Here is a 15977-nt window from a genome sequence, read left to right as displayed (position 1 = left end):
ATCCGAGCGCGTGATAAGTTCTCTCTCCCCGCTCTTTGCGGGGAGAGGGTTGGGGTGAGGGGCTGCCTCCAAGAAAGCGGTGAGAGACGGCCTCGCGGAGACTCCCCCTCACCCGGATTCCGCTCGCGCGCAACCCGACCTCTCCCCGCAAGCGGGGCGAGGTGAAAAGAGAGTGCTCCACGCCGATCCATCATCACACCAGCGCCTTGCCACCGGAGAAGGCCTTCGCGGTGGCCTCGTCGGTAGCCTCTTCCGGCAGCAGCATCTCGTTATGCGCCTTGCCCGACGGGATCATCGGGAAGCAGTTCTCCAGCGCGGCGACGCGGCAATCGAACAGCACCGGGCGCTTGATCGAGATCATCTCCTTGATCGCGCCGTCGAGATCGGACGGCTTGGTCGCCTGCAGGCCGACGCAGCCATAGGCGTCGGCGAGCTTGACGAAGTCCGGCAGCGCCTCGGAGTACGAATGCGACAGGCGGTTGCCGTGCAGCAGCTGCTGCCATTGCCGCACCATGCCCATGTACTGGTTGTTCAGAATGAAGATCTTGATCGGCAGCTCGAACTGGACCGCCGTCGACATCTCCTGGATCGTCATCTGCACCGAGGCGTCGCCGGCGATGTCGATCACCAGGCTGTCCGGATGCGCCACCTGCACGCCGACCGCGGCCGGCAGGCCGTAGCCCATGGTGCCGAGACCGCCCGAGGTCATCCAGCGGTGCGGCTCCTCGAAGCCGAAGAACTGCGCGGCCCACATCTGGTGCTGACCGACCTCGGTCGTGATGTAGGTGTCCTTGCCGCGGGTCAGTTCGAACAGGCGCTGGATCGCGTATTGCGGCAGGATGATATCGTTGTTCTTGCGGTAGGACAGCGAGTTCCGCGCGCGCCATTGCGCGATCTGCTGCCACCACGACTTGATGTCCGGCTTCTTGGCTTCCGCCTTGAACACCTGCAGCAAATCGCCGAGCACGTTGCCGGCGTCGCCGATGATCGGCACGTCGACGCGGATGTTCTTATTGATCGAGGACGGATCGATGTCGATGTGAATCTTCTTCGAGCCCGGAGAGAACGCGTCGGTACGGCCGGTGATGCGGTCGTCGAAGCGCGCGCCGACGCACAGCATGACGTCGCAATCATGCATCGTCATGTTGGCTTCGTAGGTGCCGTGCATGCCCAGCATGCCGAGCCAGTTCGGGCCCGAAGCGGGATAGGCGCCCAGCCCCATCAGGGTCGAGGTGATCGGGAAGCCGGTCGCCTCCACCAACTGACGCAGCAGTTTCGAGGCCTCGGGACCCGAATTGATCACGCCGCCGCCGGAATAGATCACCGGACGCTTTGCGTTGGCGAGCAGCGCCACCGCCTTACGGATCTGGGTCGCGTCGCCCTTGACGCGCGGCGTGTAGGAGATGTGCACGTCCGACTTGCGCGGCGGATGATAGGTGCCGGTCGCGAACTGCACGTCCTTCGGCACGTCGACCACGACCGGACCGGGCCGGCCGGTGGTGGCGACATAGAAGGCCTCGTGCAGCACCCTGGCGAGGTCGTTGACGTCGCGGACCAGCCAATTGTGCTTGGTGGCGGGCCGCGTGATGCCGACCGTGTCGCACTCCTGGAAGGCGTCGTTGCCGATCAGGTGGGTCGGCACCTGGCCGGTGATGCAGACCAGCGGGATCGAATCCATCAGCGCGTCGGTCAGCGGCGTCACCATGTTGGTGGCGCCGGGGCCCGACGTCACCAGCACCACGCCGGGCTTGCCGGTCGAGCGCGCATAGCCTTCGGCGGCATGGCCGGCGCCCTGCTCGTGACGGACCAGGATGTGCTCGACCTCGCTCTGTTGGAAGATCTCGTCGTAGATCGGAAGGACTGCACCGCCGGGATAGCCGAAGACATGCTGCACGCCGTGATCGATGAGCGCGCGCACGATCATCGCGGCGCCGGTCATCTGATTGGGATCGTGGCTCTTGTCGGTCATGGTTCGCTCCGGATGCGCTTGTTTTTGCGCGGCTTTTGTCAGTTCTCGTCAGTTCGGCTTCGGGCAATAAAAAGGGGCCCCAGAGGCCCCATGCACACCGCCCGAATTTGGATGGCCGCTAGCCATCCCCGGCGGTGTGCCTGGGTACGACGGCGATAAGCAGTTTGGTAATAATGTTGCGCACGAGACGACCCAGTCTTCCCAAAGGTTGCGCGAACATAGCGGCCAAAGCCTGAATGTCAAGGCAAGGCAAGCACTTTCGCGATTTCCGTACTCTACCGGGGTTCCGCTCGTTCGGCGAGTGTTTTTGCGCAAGCGAACGCGCATGGCTGACGGGCGTGCGGGCCCCCCGGCCCGGTAGCCCGGATGGAGCGCAGCGCAATCCGGGATCGCCTCCGCGCGGAGGGGCCGGTCCCGGATTGCGCTGCGCTCCATCCGGGCTACGGGATTTGCTCTTGCAGCCATTTGCCGGCCGAATCCGGCTCGACCCAGGCAAATTCCGGGAGCTGATGGCGAAACCAGGTGAACTGGCGCTTCGCATAATGGCGGGTGTCGGCCCGGCCGATCTCGGCGGCCTCCTCGCGGCTGATCTCTCCCCTCAGGTGCCGGATCAGCGCCGGCACCCCATGGGCCTTCATCGCCGGCAGCAACGGATCGAGCCCACGCGCCGCCAGCGCCGCGACCTCGTCGAGCGCGCCGGTATCGAGCATGACACCGAACCGGGCGTCGATCCGTGCATAGAGCGTCTCGCGCGCCGGCGCGAGAAACAGCGCATGAAAATCGCCCGGCGGCAGCAGTGGCGGCAGGCCCTCGCGATGCCAGTCCGGGAGCGGGCGGCCGGTGGCCTCGACCACCTCGAGCGCGCGTGCGATGCGGGTGCGGTCGCGCGGCTTCAGCCGCTCGGCCGACACCGGATCGCGCGCTGCAAGCTCGGCATGCAGCGCCTCGACGCCGAGCTGCTCGAGACGTGCGCGCACGCCGTCGCGCACGTCAGCCGGGATCGGCGGCACCGCCGACAGCCCGCGCGTCAGCGCCTTGAAATAGAGGCCTGAGCCGCCGATGAAGATCGGCAGCCGTCCCTGCGCACGCGCCTCGCCGAGCACCTTCGCCGCATCGGCCACCCAGGCGCCCGCCGAGAAATTCACGCCGGCGTCGACATGGCCGTAGAGCCGGTGCGGAACCAGCTCCTCTTCGCCTGCGGTCGGCCGCGCGGTGATGATCCGGAGGTCACGATAGACCTGCATGGAGTCGGTGTTGATCACGACCCCGCCGGTCCGCTGCGCGAGTTCGAGCGCCAGCGCCGACTTGCCGCTGGCGGTCGGCCCTGCGATAAGCACTGCCTTGTTCAACAATCCCGAATGCGCCTGCATGTCCCTCGTTGCCACGCTGATCTGCAATCCTGCAAGCCCCGCGCTCGACTCCACCATCGTCGACGGTGCGCGGGCCGTGCTGCCCTCACCCGGCCCGGCACAGTGGCTGTTCAACGAAGTCGCCGCCGACATTCCCTTCGAAGGCGAGGACAGCAGCAGGGACGGTATCAAGACAATCGAGGAACGCCTTCGCCAGGCCCGCGGCGACCTGCCGATCGACATTGTCGTGCAGCCTCGGATCGCCCGGCGCAAGAAGCTTTTTCTGGCCGACATGGATTCCACCATGATCGGCCAGGAGTGCATCGACGAGCTCGCCGACTTCGCCGGGCTCAAGGCCCACGTCGCTGCGATCACCGAGCGTGCCATGCGCGGCGAGATCGAGTTCGAGTCCGCGCTGCGCGAGCGGGTGGCGCTGCTCAAGGGACTGCCGGTCAGCGTGGTCGACGAGGTGCTCGACAAGCGCATCACGCTGACGCCGGGCGGCCGCGAACTGGTCATGACCATGCGCGCGCACGGCGCCTATACCTGCCTGATCTCGGGCGGCTTCACCTTGTTCACCAAGGTGGTCGCGGCGAAGGTCGGCTTTCAGGAAAACCGCGCCAACCAGTTGCAGGTCGTGGACGGCAAGCTGACCGGTGAGGTGGTCGAGCCGATCCTCGGCCGCGCCACCAAGCTCGCCACCTTGATCGAGCTCACCGAGTCCTTCGATCTCGACGAGATCGACACCCTTGTGGTGGGCGACGGCGCCAACGATCTCGGTATGATCCGGGCTGCGGGCCTCGGCGTAGCCTATCACGCCAAGCCGGCGGTCGCGGCCGCGGCCGCGGTCCGGATCGACCACGGCGATCTCACCGCGCTGCTGTACGCGCAGGGCTACCGGCGGGATGAGTTCGTGGCGGGGTAGCCGTTCGCGAAAGTCGTCATGCCCGGGCTTGACCCGGGCATCCATCTTCTTCGCAAGAACTTTGTTAGGTGATGGATTGCCGGGTCAAGCCCGGCAATGACCATCGGGGCTACTGCACGCCGAGCGCGACGAAGCGCAGTTCGCCGTCGCCGTTCGAGACCAGCAGCAGCACCGACTTCTTGCCGTCCTTCTTGAGTTGATCGACGCGCTTCTTGATGTCAGCGGCGCTCGACACCGCCTCCTGCGCCACCTCGACGATGACATCGCCCGCCGACAGCCGCTTCTCGGCGGCATCGGAATTGCCGTCGACGCCGGTGACGACGACGCCCTTCACGCTGTCCTTGATCTTGTACTTGGTGCGCAGGTCCTTGCTCAGCGCGGCGAGGTCGAGACCGAGCGCCTTCTGGGTCACCGGTTTCTCGGCGGTGTCGTCCTTCGACTTGGCGTTGACTTGCTGAACCTTCTCGTTGTCCTCGAGCCGGCCGAGCGTGACCTTGCGGGTCTCCTCATTGCCCTTGCGGATGACGACGACGTCGACTTCCTTGCCGACCGCCGTATCGGCAACGATGCGCGACAGATCCTTGGGGTCCTTGACGTCCTTGCCGTCGAACTTGACGACGACGTCACCGGGCTCGATGCCGGCCGGCTTGGCCGGCCCCTTGTCGTCGACGCCGGCAACCAGCGCGCCGCGCGCCGGCTTGATGTTGAGGCTGTCGGCGATCTCGTCGGTAACCTGCTGGATGCGCACGCCGAGCCAGCCGCGGCGCAGCTCGCCGAATTTCTGCAGCTGGTCGACGACGCCGGCCACGGTCTTCGACGGCACGGCGAAGCCGAGGCCGATCGAACCGCCGGTCGGCGAGATGATCAGCGTGTTGACGCCGATCACCTCACCATCGAGGTTGAACAGCGGACCGCCGGAATTGCCGCGGTTGATGGCGGCGTCGGTCTGGATGTAGCTGTCGTACGGACCCTGGCTGATGTCGCGGTTCTTGGCCGAGACGATGCCCGCGGTCACCGTGCCGCCGAGGCTGAACGGGTTGCCGATCGCGACCACCCAGTCGCCGAGCCGGATCTTGTCGCTGTCGCCGAACTTGACCGCGGTGAGCGGCTTCGACGGCTTGAATTTCAGGACCGCGAGGTCGGTCTTCTTGTCGACGCCGACCAGCTCGGCCTTGATCTTGGTGCCGTCGTTGAGGATGACGTTGATCTCGTCAGCGTCGGCGATGACATGGTTGTTGGTGACGACGATGCCCGCGGTGTCGACGATGAAGCCTGAGCCGAGCGAGTTGGTCTTGCGCGGCTGGAACTCACCGCTCTTGTCGCCGCCCTTGCCGGGCGGCCCGCGGCGGTTCTTGAAGAAGTCGTCGAAGAACTCCTCGAACGGCGAGCCCGGCGGCAGCTGCGGCATCGTCCGGTCCTTGGCCTCGACGGTCTGCGACGTCGAGATGTTGACGACGGCGTCGATCACCTTCTCGGCGATGTCGGCGATGCCTTCAGGACCGCGTGCGAACGCCGGCACGGAGCTCAGCATGCTCGCAGCACCGATCGAGATCGCGGCTCCCATCATGCGGAAGCGGCGGCTCAGGGCTGGTCTGGCAGCGGTCATGTAGGAGTTTCTCCAGGCAAACGGGTCCAAATGCGCTAGTTACAGAGTGCGCCCGAACGGGCATACGGCGCAAGCATCTCAGCCGGACATTTCGGCGAAAAACCGGCTGCGAGAGGCTCACGATTATGTTCAGTCTTGCTTGTCATTCCGGGGCAGCCCGACAGGGCTGAATCCCCGGGGACGCAATTGCGCACCTTGCGGAATCTCGAGGTTCCCCGATGCGCAATCGCGCATTGGCGGTCATGCTTCGCATGCTCCAGAGCGGCGACTATCTTCGCACCACCCAGATCAGGACAAGCCCGGCGACCGCCGAGCCGATACCAACGATGCGCAGGATGTTGTCGGGTGTCGCCAGCGCGCTCTTCATCGCCCGGCGCATCCAGGCGGGGCTTGCCGCGAACAGGATGCCTTCGAGCACGAACAGGATTCCCAACCCGATGAGGAAGTCGCCGAACGCTATGGACTTCATCGGATGGCAGCCTCCCGCTCGATGCTTGTTGTTTTTGGTCGGCGGCGAAGCGTCATCCGCATCGCCGCCGAGTCCTGATGTTCAAGTCGTGACGTTACTGCTTCGGCGCGGCGGCCGCCTCAGGCAACTTGCCGCCTGCACCGCCGAAGTATCTGAAGAATTCCGAGTCCGGCCGCAACAGGAAACGCGTGTCGCTGGAACGCAGGCCGTTCTCATAGGCCGTCATCGAGCGATAGAACGCGAAGAAGTCCTTGTCCTTGCCATAGGCTTCGGCGAACAGGCGGTTGCGCTCGGCGTCACCTGCACCGCGGGTCTGGTCCGCGGCCGAGTTCGCCTCGGCGACGATCACGGTCGCTTCGCGGTCGGCCTTCGAGCGGATTTCCTGCGCCTTCTGGTCGCCCTGGGCACGGAACTCGGCCGCCTCGCGTTCACGTTCGGTCTTCATCCGGTTGTAGACGGCCTGGCTGTTCTGCTCCGGCAGGTCGGCACGGCGGATGCGGACGTCGACGACCTCGATGCCGTATCCGTCCGCTTCCCTGTCGAGCTGCTCGCGAATCCGCTGCATCAGCTTCTCGCGATCGTCACGCACCACGGTGATGAAGTTGACCTCGCCGAGCACGCGGCGCAGCGCTGCGTTCAGCAGCGTGGTCAGCTGCAGATTGGCGGCCTGGATCGAGCCGACGCTGGTGTAGTAACGCAACGCGTTCTTGATGCGATAGCGCGCGAACGCGTCCACCACGAGCCGCTTCTGGTCGGAGGCGATCACCTCCTGCGACGGGTTTTCCAGATCGAGGATGCGCTTGTCGACGTTGATCACCGAATTCCACGGCGCCTTGAAGTGCAGACCGGGCTCGGTGACGATGTCGACCGGCTCGCCGAACCGCAAGACAATGGTCTGCTCGGTCTGCTGCACGGTGAACACCGAGCTGTAGCCGACGGCGAGCACAATGAAGAGGATGATCAGGAACACAATGCCGGTGACGGGGGACCTCATCGGGTGGCTCCCTGCTGCTGGCCGGTCGTGGCCGGTGCCGCCGGACGCCGCGGCGTCAGTTCGCCGAGCGGAAGGTAGGGCACGATGTTCTGGCCCGGGCCGCCGTCATAAACCAGCTTCTCGGAGCCACCGAGCACTTTTTCCATGGTCTCCAGATAGATGCGCTCGCGCGTCACGTCGGGTGCCTTCTTGTACTCTTCATAGACTTTCAGGAAGCGTGCGCTCTGGCCCTTGGCGTCGGCGACCGCCTGCTCCTTGTAGCCTTCGGCGGCCTGCAGGATCTGCGCGGAACGACCGCGCGCTTCCGGTACGATCCGGTTGGCGTAGGTCTGTGCCTCGTTCTGCTTGCGCTCGAGGTCGGCGCGCGCCGCCTGCACGTCGCGGAATGCGTCGATCACCTGCGCCGGCGGATCGACCTTCTGCATCTGCACCTGCGTGATCTGGATGCCCGCGTTGTAGGTATCGAGCGTCCTCTGCATCAGCTCCTGGACGCTCTGTTCGGTGACGTTGCGCGCCCCGGTCAGGATCGGCTGGATCTGCGAGCGGCCGATCACCTCACGCATCGCGCTTTCGGCAACCGCCTTCACGGTGCCTTCGGGATTCTGGATGTTGAACAGATAGGCGCCGGCCCCACCCGGCTTGATGCGCCACAGCACCGTGAAGTCGACGTCGACGATGTTCTCGTCGCCGGTCAGCATCAGGCTCTCTTCCGGCACGTCGCGCATGGTGCGGCCGCGGCGAGCGGGATCGTCGATCAGGGTCATGCCGATCGAGATCGTGTTGACGCGCAGCGCTTTCGGCAGCAGCACTGTCTCAATCGGATATGGCAGGTGATAGCGCAGGCCGGGCTGCGCATCGCGCACATATTTGCCGAAGCGCAGCACGACGCCGAGCTCTTCGGACTGCACGCGGAAGATGCCGGTCGCGAACCAGATCGCCAGCGCGGCGACCAGCACCAGCGCGACGCCCATGCCGCTGAAATGCCCGCCGGGCAGCCACTGCTGCAGGCGGTCCTGGCCGCGCCGCAGCAGATCCTCAAGATCCGGCGGCCTTGGCCCGGCTGACTGCGGACCGGTGCCCCATGGCCCTTTCGGACCCGAGCCCCAGGGCCCCCCGCCTTGATTTTTCCACGGCATCAAACATCTCCTCGGCAAGTCCGGACGGGACGCCCGGCCTCGAATGTCCGGCCCGGTTATAGGGGACCGCTAGGGCCCTTACAACGCAAGCTTCCTGGCCGGACGAGCTATGCGCCGGGGCATAATTGTCAATGCAAACATTGGTTAACCCGGGCCGCGCCGACGATATGTCACATAGGAGAAGTCGGCACTGTCGTCCGGGCCTGCCGGATTTCGCACGCGCGCCACCTCGTCCCATAGCTGCGCATCGATTTTGTCGAACCGCGTGTCGCCGTCCGGCCGGGCATGGACCTCGGTGATCTCAAGGCGATCGGCGGTGCCCATCCATTGCGCGTAGATTTCCGCGCCACCGATGATTGCAATCTCAGTGGCGAAACGCCGCAGCGCGTCACCAAGCGCAATGGCGCGGGCGTTGTCAAACGACGTCGTGACGATGGCGCCGCGCGCGCGGTAGTTGGGATCGCGCGTTACCACGATGTTGGTGCGGCCCGGCAGCGGCCTGCGCAGGGACTCAAAGGTCTTGCGCCCCATCACGACGGGCTTGTTCAGCGTGATCGCCTTGAAACGCTGCTGGTCGGATTTCAGCCGCCACGGAATAGCGTTGTCGCTCCCGATCACGCCGTTCTCGGCGACCGCTACGACGAGCACGATCTCCATCAGCGCGTCCCTTCCGCGAGCGTCGACAGCGCCTCGCCGGAGACGCGGCAAATCGTCCATTCGTCCATCATCTCGGCGCCGAGCGACTTGTAGAATGCAATCGACGGCGCGTTCCAGTCGAGCACCGCCCATTGCAGGCGCGACCAGCCATTGGCGAGGCATTGCTTCGCCAGATGCACGAGCAGCGCCTTGCCGATGCCCTTGCCGCGCAGCGCCGGACGCACGAAGAGGTCTTCGAGATAGATGCCGTGACGGCCGGCGAAGGTCGAGAAGTTGACGAACCAGACCGCGAAGCCGGCAAGCTCGCCGTTCCATTCCGCGATGTCGCAATAAAGCCGCGGATTGGCGCCGAACAGCGCGTCAGCGATGTCGGCCTCGCTGGCGTGAACCTCGTGCAGAAGCTTTTCGTATTCGGCGAGTTCGCGGACCAGCGAGAACACCAGTCCGGCCTCATCGGGCCGCGCGCGGCGGATCGTCAGCGACATTCAATCCCTCGGACCGCAACTCATACCGCCACCTCGGCCTTGATGTGCGGATGCGGGTCGTAACCTTCGAGTTTGAAGTCTTCGTAGCGGAACGCGAAGATATCCTTCACGTCCGGATTGATCGCCATCGTCGGCAGCGGCCGCGTCGGCCGCGTCAACTGCAGGCGCGCCTGCTCGAGATGGTTCGAGTAGAGGTGCGCGTCGCCGAGCGAGTGCACGAAATCGCCGGGCTTGAGCCCGGTCACCTGCGCGACCATCATGGTGAGCAACGCATAAGAGGCGATATTGAAGGGCACGCCGAGGAAGACGTCGCCCGAGCGCTGATAGAGCTGACAGGACAATTTGCCGTTGGCGACATAGAACTGGAACAGGCAATGGCACGGCGGCAGCGCCATCTTGTCGACCTCGGCCGGATTCCAGGCGCTGACGATCAGCCGCCGCGAATCCGGATTGCGCTTGATCATCTCGACCACGCCAGCGATCTGGTCGATGCTGCGGCCATCCGGCGCGGGCCACGACCGCCATTGCGAGCCGTACACCGGACCGAGGTCTCCGTTGGCGTCGGCCCATTCGTCCCAGATCGTGACGCCGTTGTCGTTGAGATATTTGATGTTGGTGTCGCCGGCGAGGAACCAGAGCAGCTCGTGCACGATCGCCTTCAGCGGCAGCCGCTTGGTAGTCAGCATCGGGAAGCCGGCCGCGAGGTTGAAGCGCATCTGATGACCGAAGATCGACAGCGTCCCGGTGCCGGTGCGGTCGTGCTTCTCGGCGCCGTCGGCGAGGATGCGTTCGAGCAGGTCGTGATACTGGTTCATGGCGTCTGTTTCGGGCTTTCGAGAGAACGGCCAATCTAGCGGCCAAGGCCGCCGGTCGGCACGCTGATTCGGCTGAACACACCGATTATACCCTGAAAAGTGAGCACTCCGCGCCAAACGACAAGGGGCGGAACTCGCGTCCCGCCCCTTTCCTATCCACTTGATTGTACTGGATTAAGTTGCCGGCTTGAGCACCGGCGTCCATTTCGCGATCTCGTTCTTGACGAGGGTCGCAAGTGCCTCCGGCGTACGGTTGGCGGGTGCCGGGATCACGCTGCCGAGGTCGAGCAGGCGCTTGCGGACGTTCTCATCGTCAAGCGCCTTGATGGCCGCGGCATTCAACGTGGCGATGATGGCGGGCGAAGTTCCCTTCGGCGCGAAAATCGCATTCCAGGCCTGGGCCTGGAATGCCGGCAAGCCGGCTTCCGTCGTGGTCGGCACATTGGGCAGCGACGGGTTGCGCTCGGGGGTCGCGACCGCATAGGCCTTGATGGTGCCGGCGTTGATCTGCGGCACCGCGTTGACGATCTGGTCGCACATGTAATCGACCTGGCCGGCGACCAGCGCATTCATGGCCGGGCCGGTGCCGTTGAAGGGCACGCCGACCGGTTTGACACCGAGGATCGAGTTCAGGAGCTCGCAGGAGGCGTGCGAGACCGAGCCGATGCCGGCATGCGCGGCGTTGACCTTCTCGGCATTGGCCTTCACGTAGGCGACGAATTCCTTGAGATCCTTCGGCGGAAAGTCCTTGCGGGCAAGGATCAGGATCGGCGTGCCGGCGAGCAGCGCGACGGGCTCGAAATCCTTTTCCGGGTGATAGGCAAGCTTCGGATAGAGCGGCACAGAGGCGGCGTGCGTGCCCATATGCCCTGTAATCAACGTATAGCCGTCATTGGCCGCGCGTGCGGCGCGCGTCGTCGCGGTGGTGCCGCCGGCGCCGACCACGTTCTCGATCACGATGCTCTGTCCCAGCGTCTGCGCCATGTGCGCGGTGACGATGCGCGAAATGACGTCGGTCGGGCCGCCGGCTGCGAACGGCACGATCATGGTGATGGTGCGGGTCGGATAATTTTGCGCAGACGCCGGCATGGCGAATGCGCCGAGCGCGACAAATGCCGAAAGGCATGCGCCCGCAAGCGAGCGAATGGACATCATCTCAATTCCTCCCGGAACGTTTGACCAATAAAAATGCCGGCCAAATCGGCCGGCATTTTCATTTCACGGGACGACATCGAGTGTCGATTCGACTTCCGCCTGCGGCGCGCCGACGCAGGGCCGGCGCTCCCTGTTTGAGCATGATCTATCCGGAAAACCGCTTCACACTTTTCCGGATCATGCTCTAGCCCTCGGACTCCACGAACACTTCGTCGCGCTTGGCACGCAAGGTCGGCAGCACGGCAAGCACCAGGAGGCCGGCCGCGATCGCCAGCAGCACCGCCGACAGCGGCCGCGAGACGAACACGCTCCAGTCGCCGCGCGAGATCAACAGCGCGCGACGCAGGTTCTCCTCCATCAGCGGGCCCAGCACCATGCCGAGCAGCAGCGGTGCCGGCTCGAAATCGTGCTTGATCAGCCAATAGCCGACGAGGCCGAACACGCCGGCGAGCACGACGTCGACCGGCGCGTTGTTCACCGAGTAGATGCCGATCGCGCAGAACACCACGATCGAGGGGAACATCAGGCGGTACGGCACGCGCAGCAGACGGACCCAGATGCCCACCAACGGCAGGTTGATGATGATCAGCATCAGATTGCCGATCCACATCGAGGCGATCATGCCCCAGACCAGATCGGGCTGCTTCTGCATCACCTGCGGACCCGGCACGATGCCGTGGATGGTCATCGCGCCGACCATCAGCGCCATCACCGCGTTCGGCGGGATGCCGAGCGTGAGCAGCGGGATGAACGAGGTCTGCGCCGCGGCGTTATTGGCGCTCTCCGGCGCCGCCACGCCCTCGATCGCGCCGCGGCCGAACCGCTTCGGATCCTTCGCCAGCTTCTTCTCCAGCGTATAGGCCGCGAACGAGGCGATCACGGCGCCGCCGCCCGGCAGGATGCCGAGGATCGAGCCAAGCACGGTGCCGCGCAGGATTGCCGGCGTGGAATCCGCGATGTCCTTCCTGGTCGGCATCAGGCCGGTGATCTTCTGCTGCACCAGGTTGCGGTTCATCTCGGCGCCGTGGTCGAGGTTGCGAATGATCTCCGCGAAGCCGAACACGCCCATCGCCACGGTGGCAAAGCCGAGACCGTCGGCGAGCTCGGGGATGTTGAAGGCCATGCGCGAGGCGCCGGTCTCGATGTCGGAGCCGACCATCGACAGCAACAGGCCGAACACGATCATCGCGATCGCCTTCAGCACCGAGCCCTTGGCGAGCACCACCGCGAAGATCAGGCCGAGCACCATCAGCGAGAAATACTCAGCCGGGCCGAACGCCAGCGCGAGCTTGGTCAGCGGCGCGCCGAGCACGGCGATCAGCACGGTCGCGACGCAGCCAGCGAAGAACGAGCCGATCGCGGCGATCGCCAGAGCCGGACCGGCGCGGCCCTGCTTGGCCATCTGGTGGCCGTCGAGCGCGGTGACCACGGAGGTCGCCTCGCCCGGAATATTGACCAGGATCGAGGTGGTCGAGCCGCCATATTGCGCGCCGTAATAGATGCCGGCGAGCATGATCAGCGCACCGACCGGCGGCAGGCCGAAGGTGATCGGCAGCAGCATGGCGACGGTGGCGATGGTGCCGATGCCCGGCAGCACGCCGACCAGCGTGCCAACCAGCGCGCCGATCAGGCACATCAGAAGGTTGATCGGCGAGAATGCGACCGCGAAACCGTGGGCGAGATTGGCGAACAGTTCCATCACGCCCTCACTGGATCAGGAAACGCGGGAACATCGGCATCGGAAGTCCCAGCACATAGGGGAAAAGCAGCGCGCAGCCGAGGGTCAGACAGGCGCCGACAATGATGGCCTCGACCAATTTCGTCTCCTGCGAGCCCGTCGCCGCGATCATGAAGGCGGCAAAGGCGGAGACCACAAGCCCGAGTGGCCGGATCGCCAATGCGAAGAACACGATTGCGGCGGATACGAACAACGGGCCGCGCCAGGAATAGGCCGCGATATGCGGGCCATTCTGCAGAACTCCCATCAGCGCGACACCACCGCCGAGCAACAGCAGCAGCACGGCGAACATGCGCGGCGCGGTTCCGGCGCCGAACGAAAATCCGTGCATGCCCTGCAAATCGCTCGAGGCCCACAAGGCAAACAGCGCAACCGCCATCATGGCGAGCCCGCCGACAAAATCCTGCGGACCGCGCACCCATTTCGGCAAGATCGATTTGACCGGCGCCTCGCTCGGCGTATCGCTCATGACTTCGCTTCCCCCGTCAGGGCTGTCCCGCCCGTTTTGATTGAATGGCTTGGTTTGTGGTGCGTTGACCGAAAGCCTTGCTAGCGATTTTCGTCAGATAACGCCAGCGAAACCCAAGAGGCCTCCGGCCAGCAACATCCACAAAGGGTTGATCCGCGTCGCAAAAGCAAGCGCGGCCGCGACAATGGTGATCAGGACCGCGATCCAACTTTGGTCTGAGGTTTGCGCCACGATCAGGCCGGAGGCCGCCATCAGACCGATCGACAGCGGAACCAGTGCCGCCTGGATCATCGCCGGCCAGCGCGCCTCGCGCGAGCGATCGAGGAAACGGCTCACATAATAGGCAAGCAGCGCGGTCGGTCCGCACATCGCCACCGTCGCGGCCAACGCCCCGGCGACGCCTGCGACAGAATAGCCTATCAAGGTCACGATCAGCACGTTCGGCCCCGGCGAGAGCTGCGAGATCGCGAATACGTCGGCGAACTGCTTGTCGGTCAGCCAGTGATGCACGTCGACGGCGGCACGGTGCATTTCGGGAAGCGCCGAATTGGCGCCGCCGACCGCAAACAGCGACATCAGGCCGAAGGTCCAGACCAGCGCCGCGATCGGGTTGGACTCCGAGCTCATGCCCGCACCATGCGGCGCACCAGGACCGTCGTCGCAATGCTGAGCGGGATCGCCACGAGCAGCACGATCTGGAGCGGCCAGCGGATCAGTCCGATCGCGACGAAAACAGCAGCCAGAATGACGAGGCCCGTGACATCGCGCCGCTTCAGGAGCGGCATCATCATCTTGAAGACGACGGCGAACAGCAGCCCGACCGCGGCGCAGGCGACGCCGGCGAGCGTCCGGCGCAGCACGTCGATGTCGCCGTAACGGGCATAGAGCGCGGCAAGGATGGTCGCGATCACCATCGGCGGCCCGACCAGCCCGGCGAAGGCGGCGAGCCCGCCGGCTATGCCGCGAAAGCGCGAGCCGAATACGACCGACAGGTTGACGATGTTCGGACCTGGCAGGAAATGGCACAGCGCGAAGGTCTCGTTGAACTCCTCCGCGGTCATCCAGCGGTGCTGCTCGACGATCGCGCGCCGGGCCCAGACCAGAACCCCGCCAAAGCCGGCCAGCGACATCTTGGCAAAGGCCAGGAACAGCTCGAGCAGGCCGGGCTGGTGGGGCGGCGATGGTGCGGAGGCATCCGGCGCCGGGGCGGCAACCGGCGGAGAATCCGGGGGCATGGACAAAGCCTAGAACGGCGCCGGGACAGCGCCAAGACCCTGGCCAACACTCTGGCCAACCCGAAATCGGTAGTTTTCACAGCCGAAAGGGCCTGAATCGGCTCTGTTTTTCTAAGACTTTGCGGCTATATTGGGGGTGCCGGTTCGCCGGCTATGGAAATAAATGACCGTCGCAATAAACCATTCGGACCCGGGGGCGGTACCCGGCGCCTCCACCGAAATCCATCCGTCGCGGTGGCTTTCGGCGGGGGCGAAATAGGATCGACGAGGGCGTAAAGGGCGTGTTTTTTCTCGGTATGGTTCCGCCGACATCGGGCCAATGCAATAGTTGCCAACGACAACTTTGCTCCGGTTGCTCAGGCTGCGTAACGCAGTTTGAAAGACCATCTTAAAGTCCTAGCGGGTTAAGCTCCGCTAGGCGGGGTTCGGAGGCACCTGGCAACAGAAGCCTCCACTTTATCCCTTGTTTCCCAATCGGGCGTCCGCGCGCATTTCAGCGGCCAGCCCTGCTGATTTCCGGCTCCCGGCGGGGTAGCATGGCAAAAGGGCGAGTCGGACGGTCCGGCGCCGCCCCGGCGGGCATTTTCGAAGCGACAGGATCACCATGGCGACCGATCACATCCGATATGACGTGCTGGCGCGCGATGCGCTGCGCGGGGTGCTGCGCCGGGTGTTGTCCGACGCCGCCGAACATGGCCTGCCAGGTGAGCACCATTTCTACATCACCTTCCTGTCGCACGGCGACGGCGTGAAGCTGTCGCCCCGGCTGCTCGCGCAGTATCCGGAGGAGATGACCATCATCCTGCAGCACCAGTTCTGGGATCTGGTGGTGACCGAGGATCGCTTCGAGGTCGGCCTGTCGTTCGGCGGGATTCCCGAGCGGCTGACCGTGCCGTTCGCCGCGGTGACGCGCTTCCTCGATCCGTCCGCGCCGTTCGATTTGCGCTTCGATGTCTCGGACGCACTGTCCGAAGA

General features: G+C 64.9%; 16 protein-coding genes and 1 other RNA gene. 3 read left to right on the top strand and 14 right to left on the bottom strand.

Annotated features, from left to right (window positions below; translation table 11 throughout):
• Window positions 1–193: 193 nt before the first annotated feature.
• The gene (locus I6F38_RS27660; RefSeq protein WP_016841059.1) at window positions 194–1969 is read right to left on the bottom strand and encodes an acetolactate synthase 3 large subunit; all 1776 of its coding nucleotides are present in this window, start codon (window positions 1967–1969) and stop codon (window positions 194–196) included.
• Window positions 1970–2409: 440 nt separating this feature from the next.
• Window positions 2410–3339, bottom strand: coding sequence for a tRNA (adenosine(37)-N6)-dimethylallyltransferase MiaA (miaA, locus tag I6F38_RS27655; RefSeq protein WP_225162611.1), 930 nt, complete (start codon window positions 3337–3339; stop codon window positions 2410–2412).
• Here miaA and serB point away from each other — a divergent pair.
• The gene (serB, locus tag I6F38_RS27650) at window positions 3338–4243 is read left to right on the top strand and encodes a phosphoserine phosphatase SerB (RefSeq protein WP_225162563.1); all 906 of its coding nucleotides are present in this window, start codon (window positions 3338–3340) and stop codon (window positions 4241–4243) included. The two genes, miaA and serB, sit on opposite strands and share 2 nt — an antisense overlap.
• Before the next feature lie 109 nt (window positions 4244–4352).
• Here the strand turns inward: serB and I6F38_RS27645 are convergent, their stop codons facing one another.
• The 12 genes from I6F38_RS27645 to I6F38_RS27590 all read right to left on the bottom strand — a co-directional run bounded on the left by I6F38_RS27645 (window position 4353) and on the right by I6F38_RS27590 (window position 15002).
• On the bottom strand, window positions 4353–5849 hold the full coding sequence (locus tag I6F38_RS27645; protein ID WP_225162562.1) for a Do family serine endopeptidase: 1497 nt from the start codon (window positions 5847–5849) through the stop codon (window positions 4353–4355).
• 268 nt (window positions 5850–6117) lie between these two features.
• Window positions 6118–6318, bottom strand: a complete 201-nt coding sequence (locus tag I6F38_RS27640) for a DUF2065 domain-containing protein (RefSeq protein ID WP_028332483.1) — start codon at window positions 6316–6318, stop codon at window positions 6118–6120.
• 94 nt (window positions 6319–6412) lie between these two features.
• Window positions 6413–7312 carry a protease modulator HflC gene (locus tag I6F38_RS27635; protein ID WP_225162561.1) on the bottom strand — a complete coding sequence of 300 codons (900 nt, stop codon included), beginning with the start codon at window positions 7310–7312 and terminating at the stop codon, window positions 6413–6415.
• Window positions 7309–8448 carry an FtsH protease activity modulator HflK gene (gene hflK, locus I6F38_RS27630; RefSeq protein ID WP_028342342.1) on the bottom strand — a complete coding sequence of 380 codons (1140 nt, stop codon included), beginning with the start codon at window positions 8446–8448 and terminating at the stop codon, window positions 7309–7311. Before hflK ends, I6F38_RS27635 begins: the two co-directional genes overlap by 4 nt.
• 144 nt (window positions 8449–8592) lie before the next feature.
• Window positions 8593–9105: a dihydrofolate reductase gene (locus I6F38_RS27625; protein WP_076824257.1), complete on the bottom strand. Its 513-nt coding sequence runs from the start codon at window positions 9103–9105 to the stop codon at window positions 8593–8595.
• Complete coding sequence (locus I6F38_RS27620) at window positions 9105–9590, bottom strand: GNAT family N-acetyltransferase (RefSeq protein WP_225162560.1); 486 nt, start codon at window positions 9588–9590, stop codon at window positions 9105–9107. The genes I6F38_RS27625 and I6F38_RS27620 overlap by 1 nt, the downstream gene beginning before the upstream one ends.
• A 20-nt stretch (window positions 9591–9610) precedes the next feature.
• On the bottom strand, window positions 9611–10405 hold the full coding sequence (locus I6F38_RS27615) for a thymidylate synthase (protein WP_028332488.1): 795 nt from the start codon (window positions 10403–10405) through the stop codon (window positions 9611–9613).
• Between the two features lie 174 nt (window positions 10406–10579).
• Entirely contained in the window at window positions 10580–11560 is a 981-nt protein-coding gene (locus I6F38_RS27610; RefSeq protein ID WP_092089948.1) for a tripartite tricarboxylate transporter substrate binding protein BugD, read from the bottom strand.
• A 184-nt stretch (window positions 11561–11744) separates the two neighbouring features.
• Window positions 11745–13262, bottom strand: coding sequence for a tripartite tricarboxylate transporter permease (locus tag I6F38_RS27605; protein WP_085964847.1), 1518 nt, complete (start codon window positions 13260–13262; stop codon window positions 11745–11747).
• A gap of 4 nt (window positions 13263–13266) precedes the next feature.
• Window positions 13267–13767, bottom strand: a complete 501-nt coding sequence (locus tag I6F38_RS27600; protein WP_225162559.1) for a tripartite tricarboxylate transporter TctB family protein — start codon at window positions 13765–13767, stop codon at window positions 13267–13269.
• A 93-nt stretch (window positions 13768–13860) separates the two neighbouring features.
• Complete coding sequence (locus I6F38_RS27595; RefSeq protein WP_225162558.1) at window positions 13861–14394, bottom strand: chromate transporter; 534 nt, start codon at window positions 14392–14394, stop codon at window positions 13861–13863.
• Window positions 14391–15002, bottom strand: coding sequence for a chromate transporter (locus tag I6F38_RS27590; protein ID WP_225162557.1), 612 nt, complete (start codon window positions 15000–15002; stop codon window positions 14391–14393). The genes I6F38_RS27595 and I6F38_RS27590 overlap by 4 nt, the downstream gene beginning before the upstream one ends.
• Before the next feature lie 99 nt (window positions 15003–15101).
• On the opposite strand from I6F38_RS27590, the gene ssrA reads away from it, so the two are divergent.
• Together ssrA and I6F38_RS27580 are read left to right on the top strand one after the other, a co-directional pair.
• Window positions 15102–15458, top strand: a transfer-messenger RNA (tmRNA) gene (gene ssrA, locus I6F38_RS27585).
• 148 nt (window positions 15459–15606) lie between these two features.
• On the top strand, window positions 15607–15977 hold a 371-nt coding region (locus I6F38_RS27580), incomplete at its 3' end, for a ClpXP protease specificity-enhancing factor SspB (RefSeq protein ID WP_225162556.1).

The sequence above is a fragment of the Bradyrhizobium sp. BRP56 genome, assembly GCF_020194035.1.
Classification (GTDB): Bacteria; Pseudomonadota; Alphaproteobacteria; order Rhizobiales; family Xanthobacteraceae; genus Bradyrhizobium; species Bradyrhizobium australafricanum.
The sequence above is the reverse complement of the archived record's forward strand: the minus strand, read 5'-3'. Positions and strand labels throughout refer to the sequence as shown.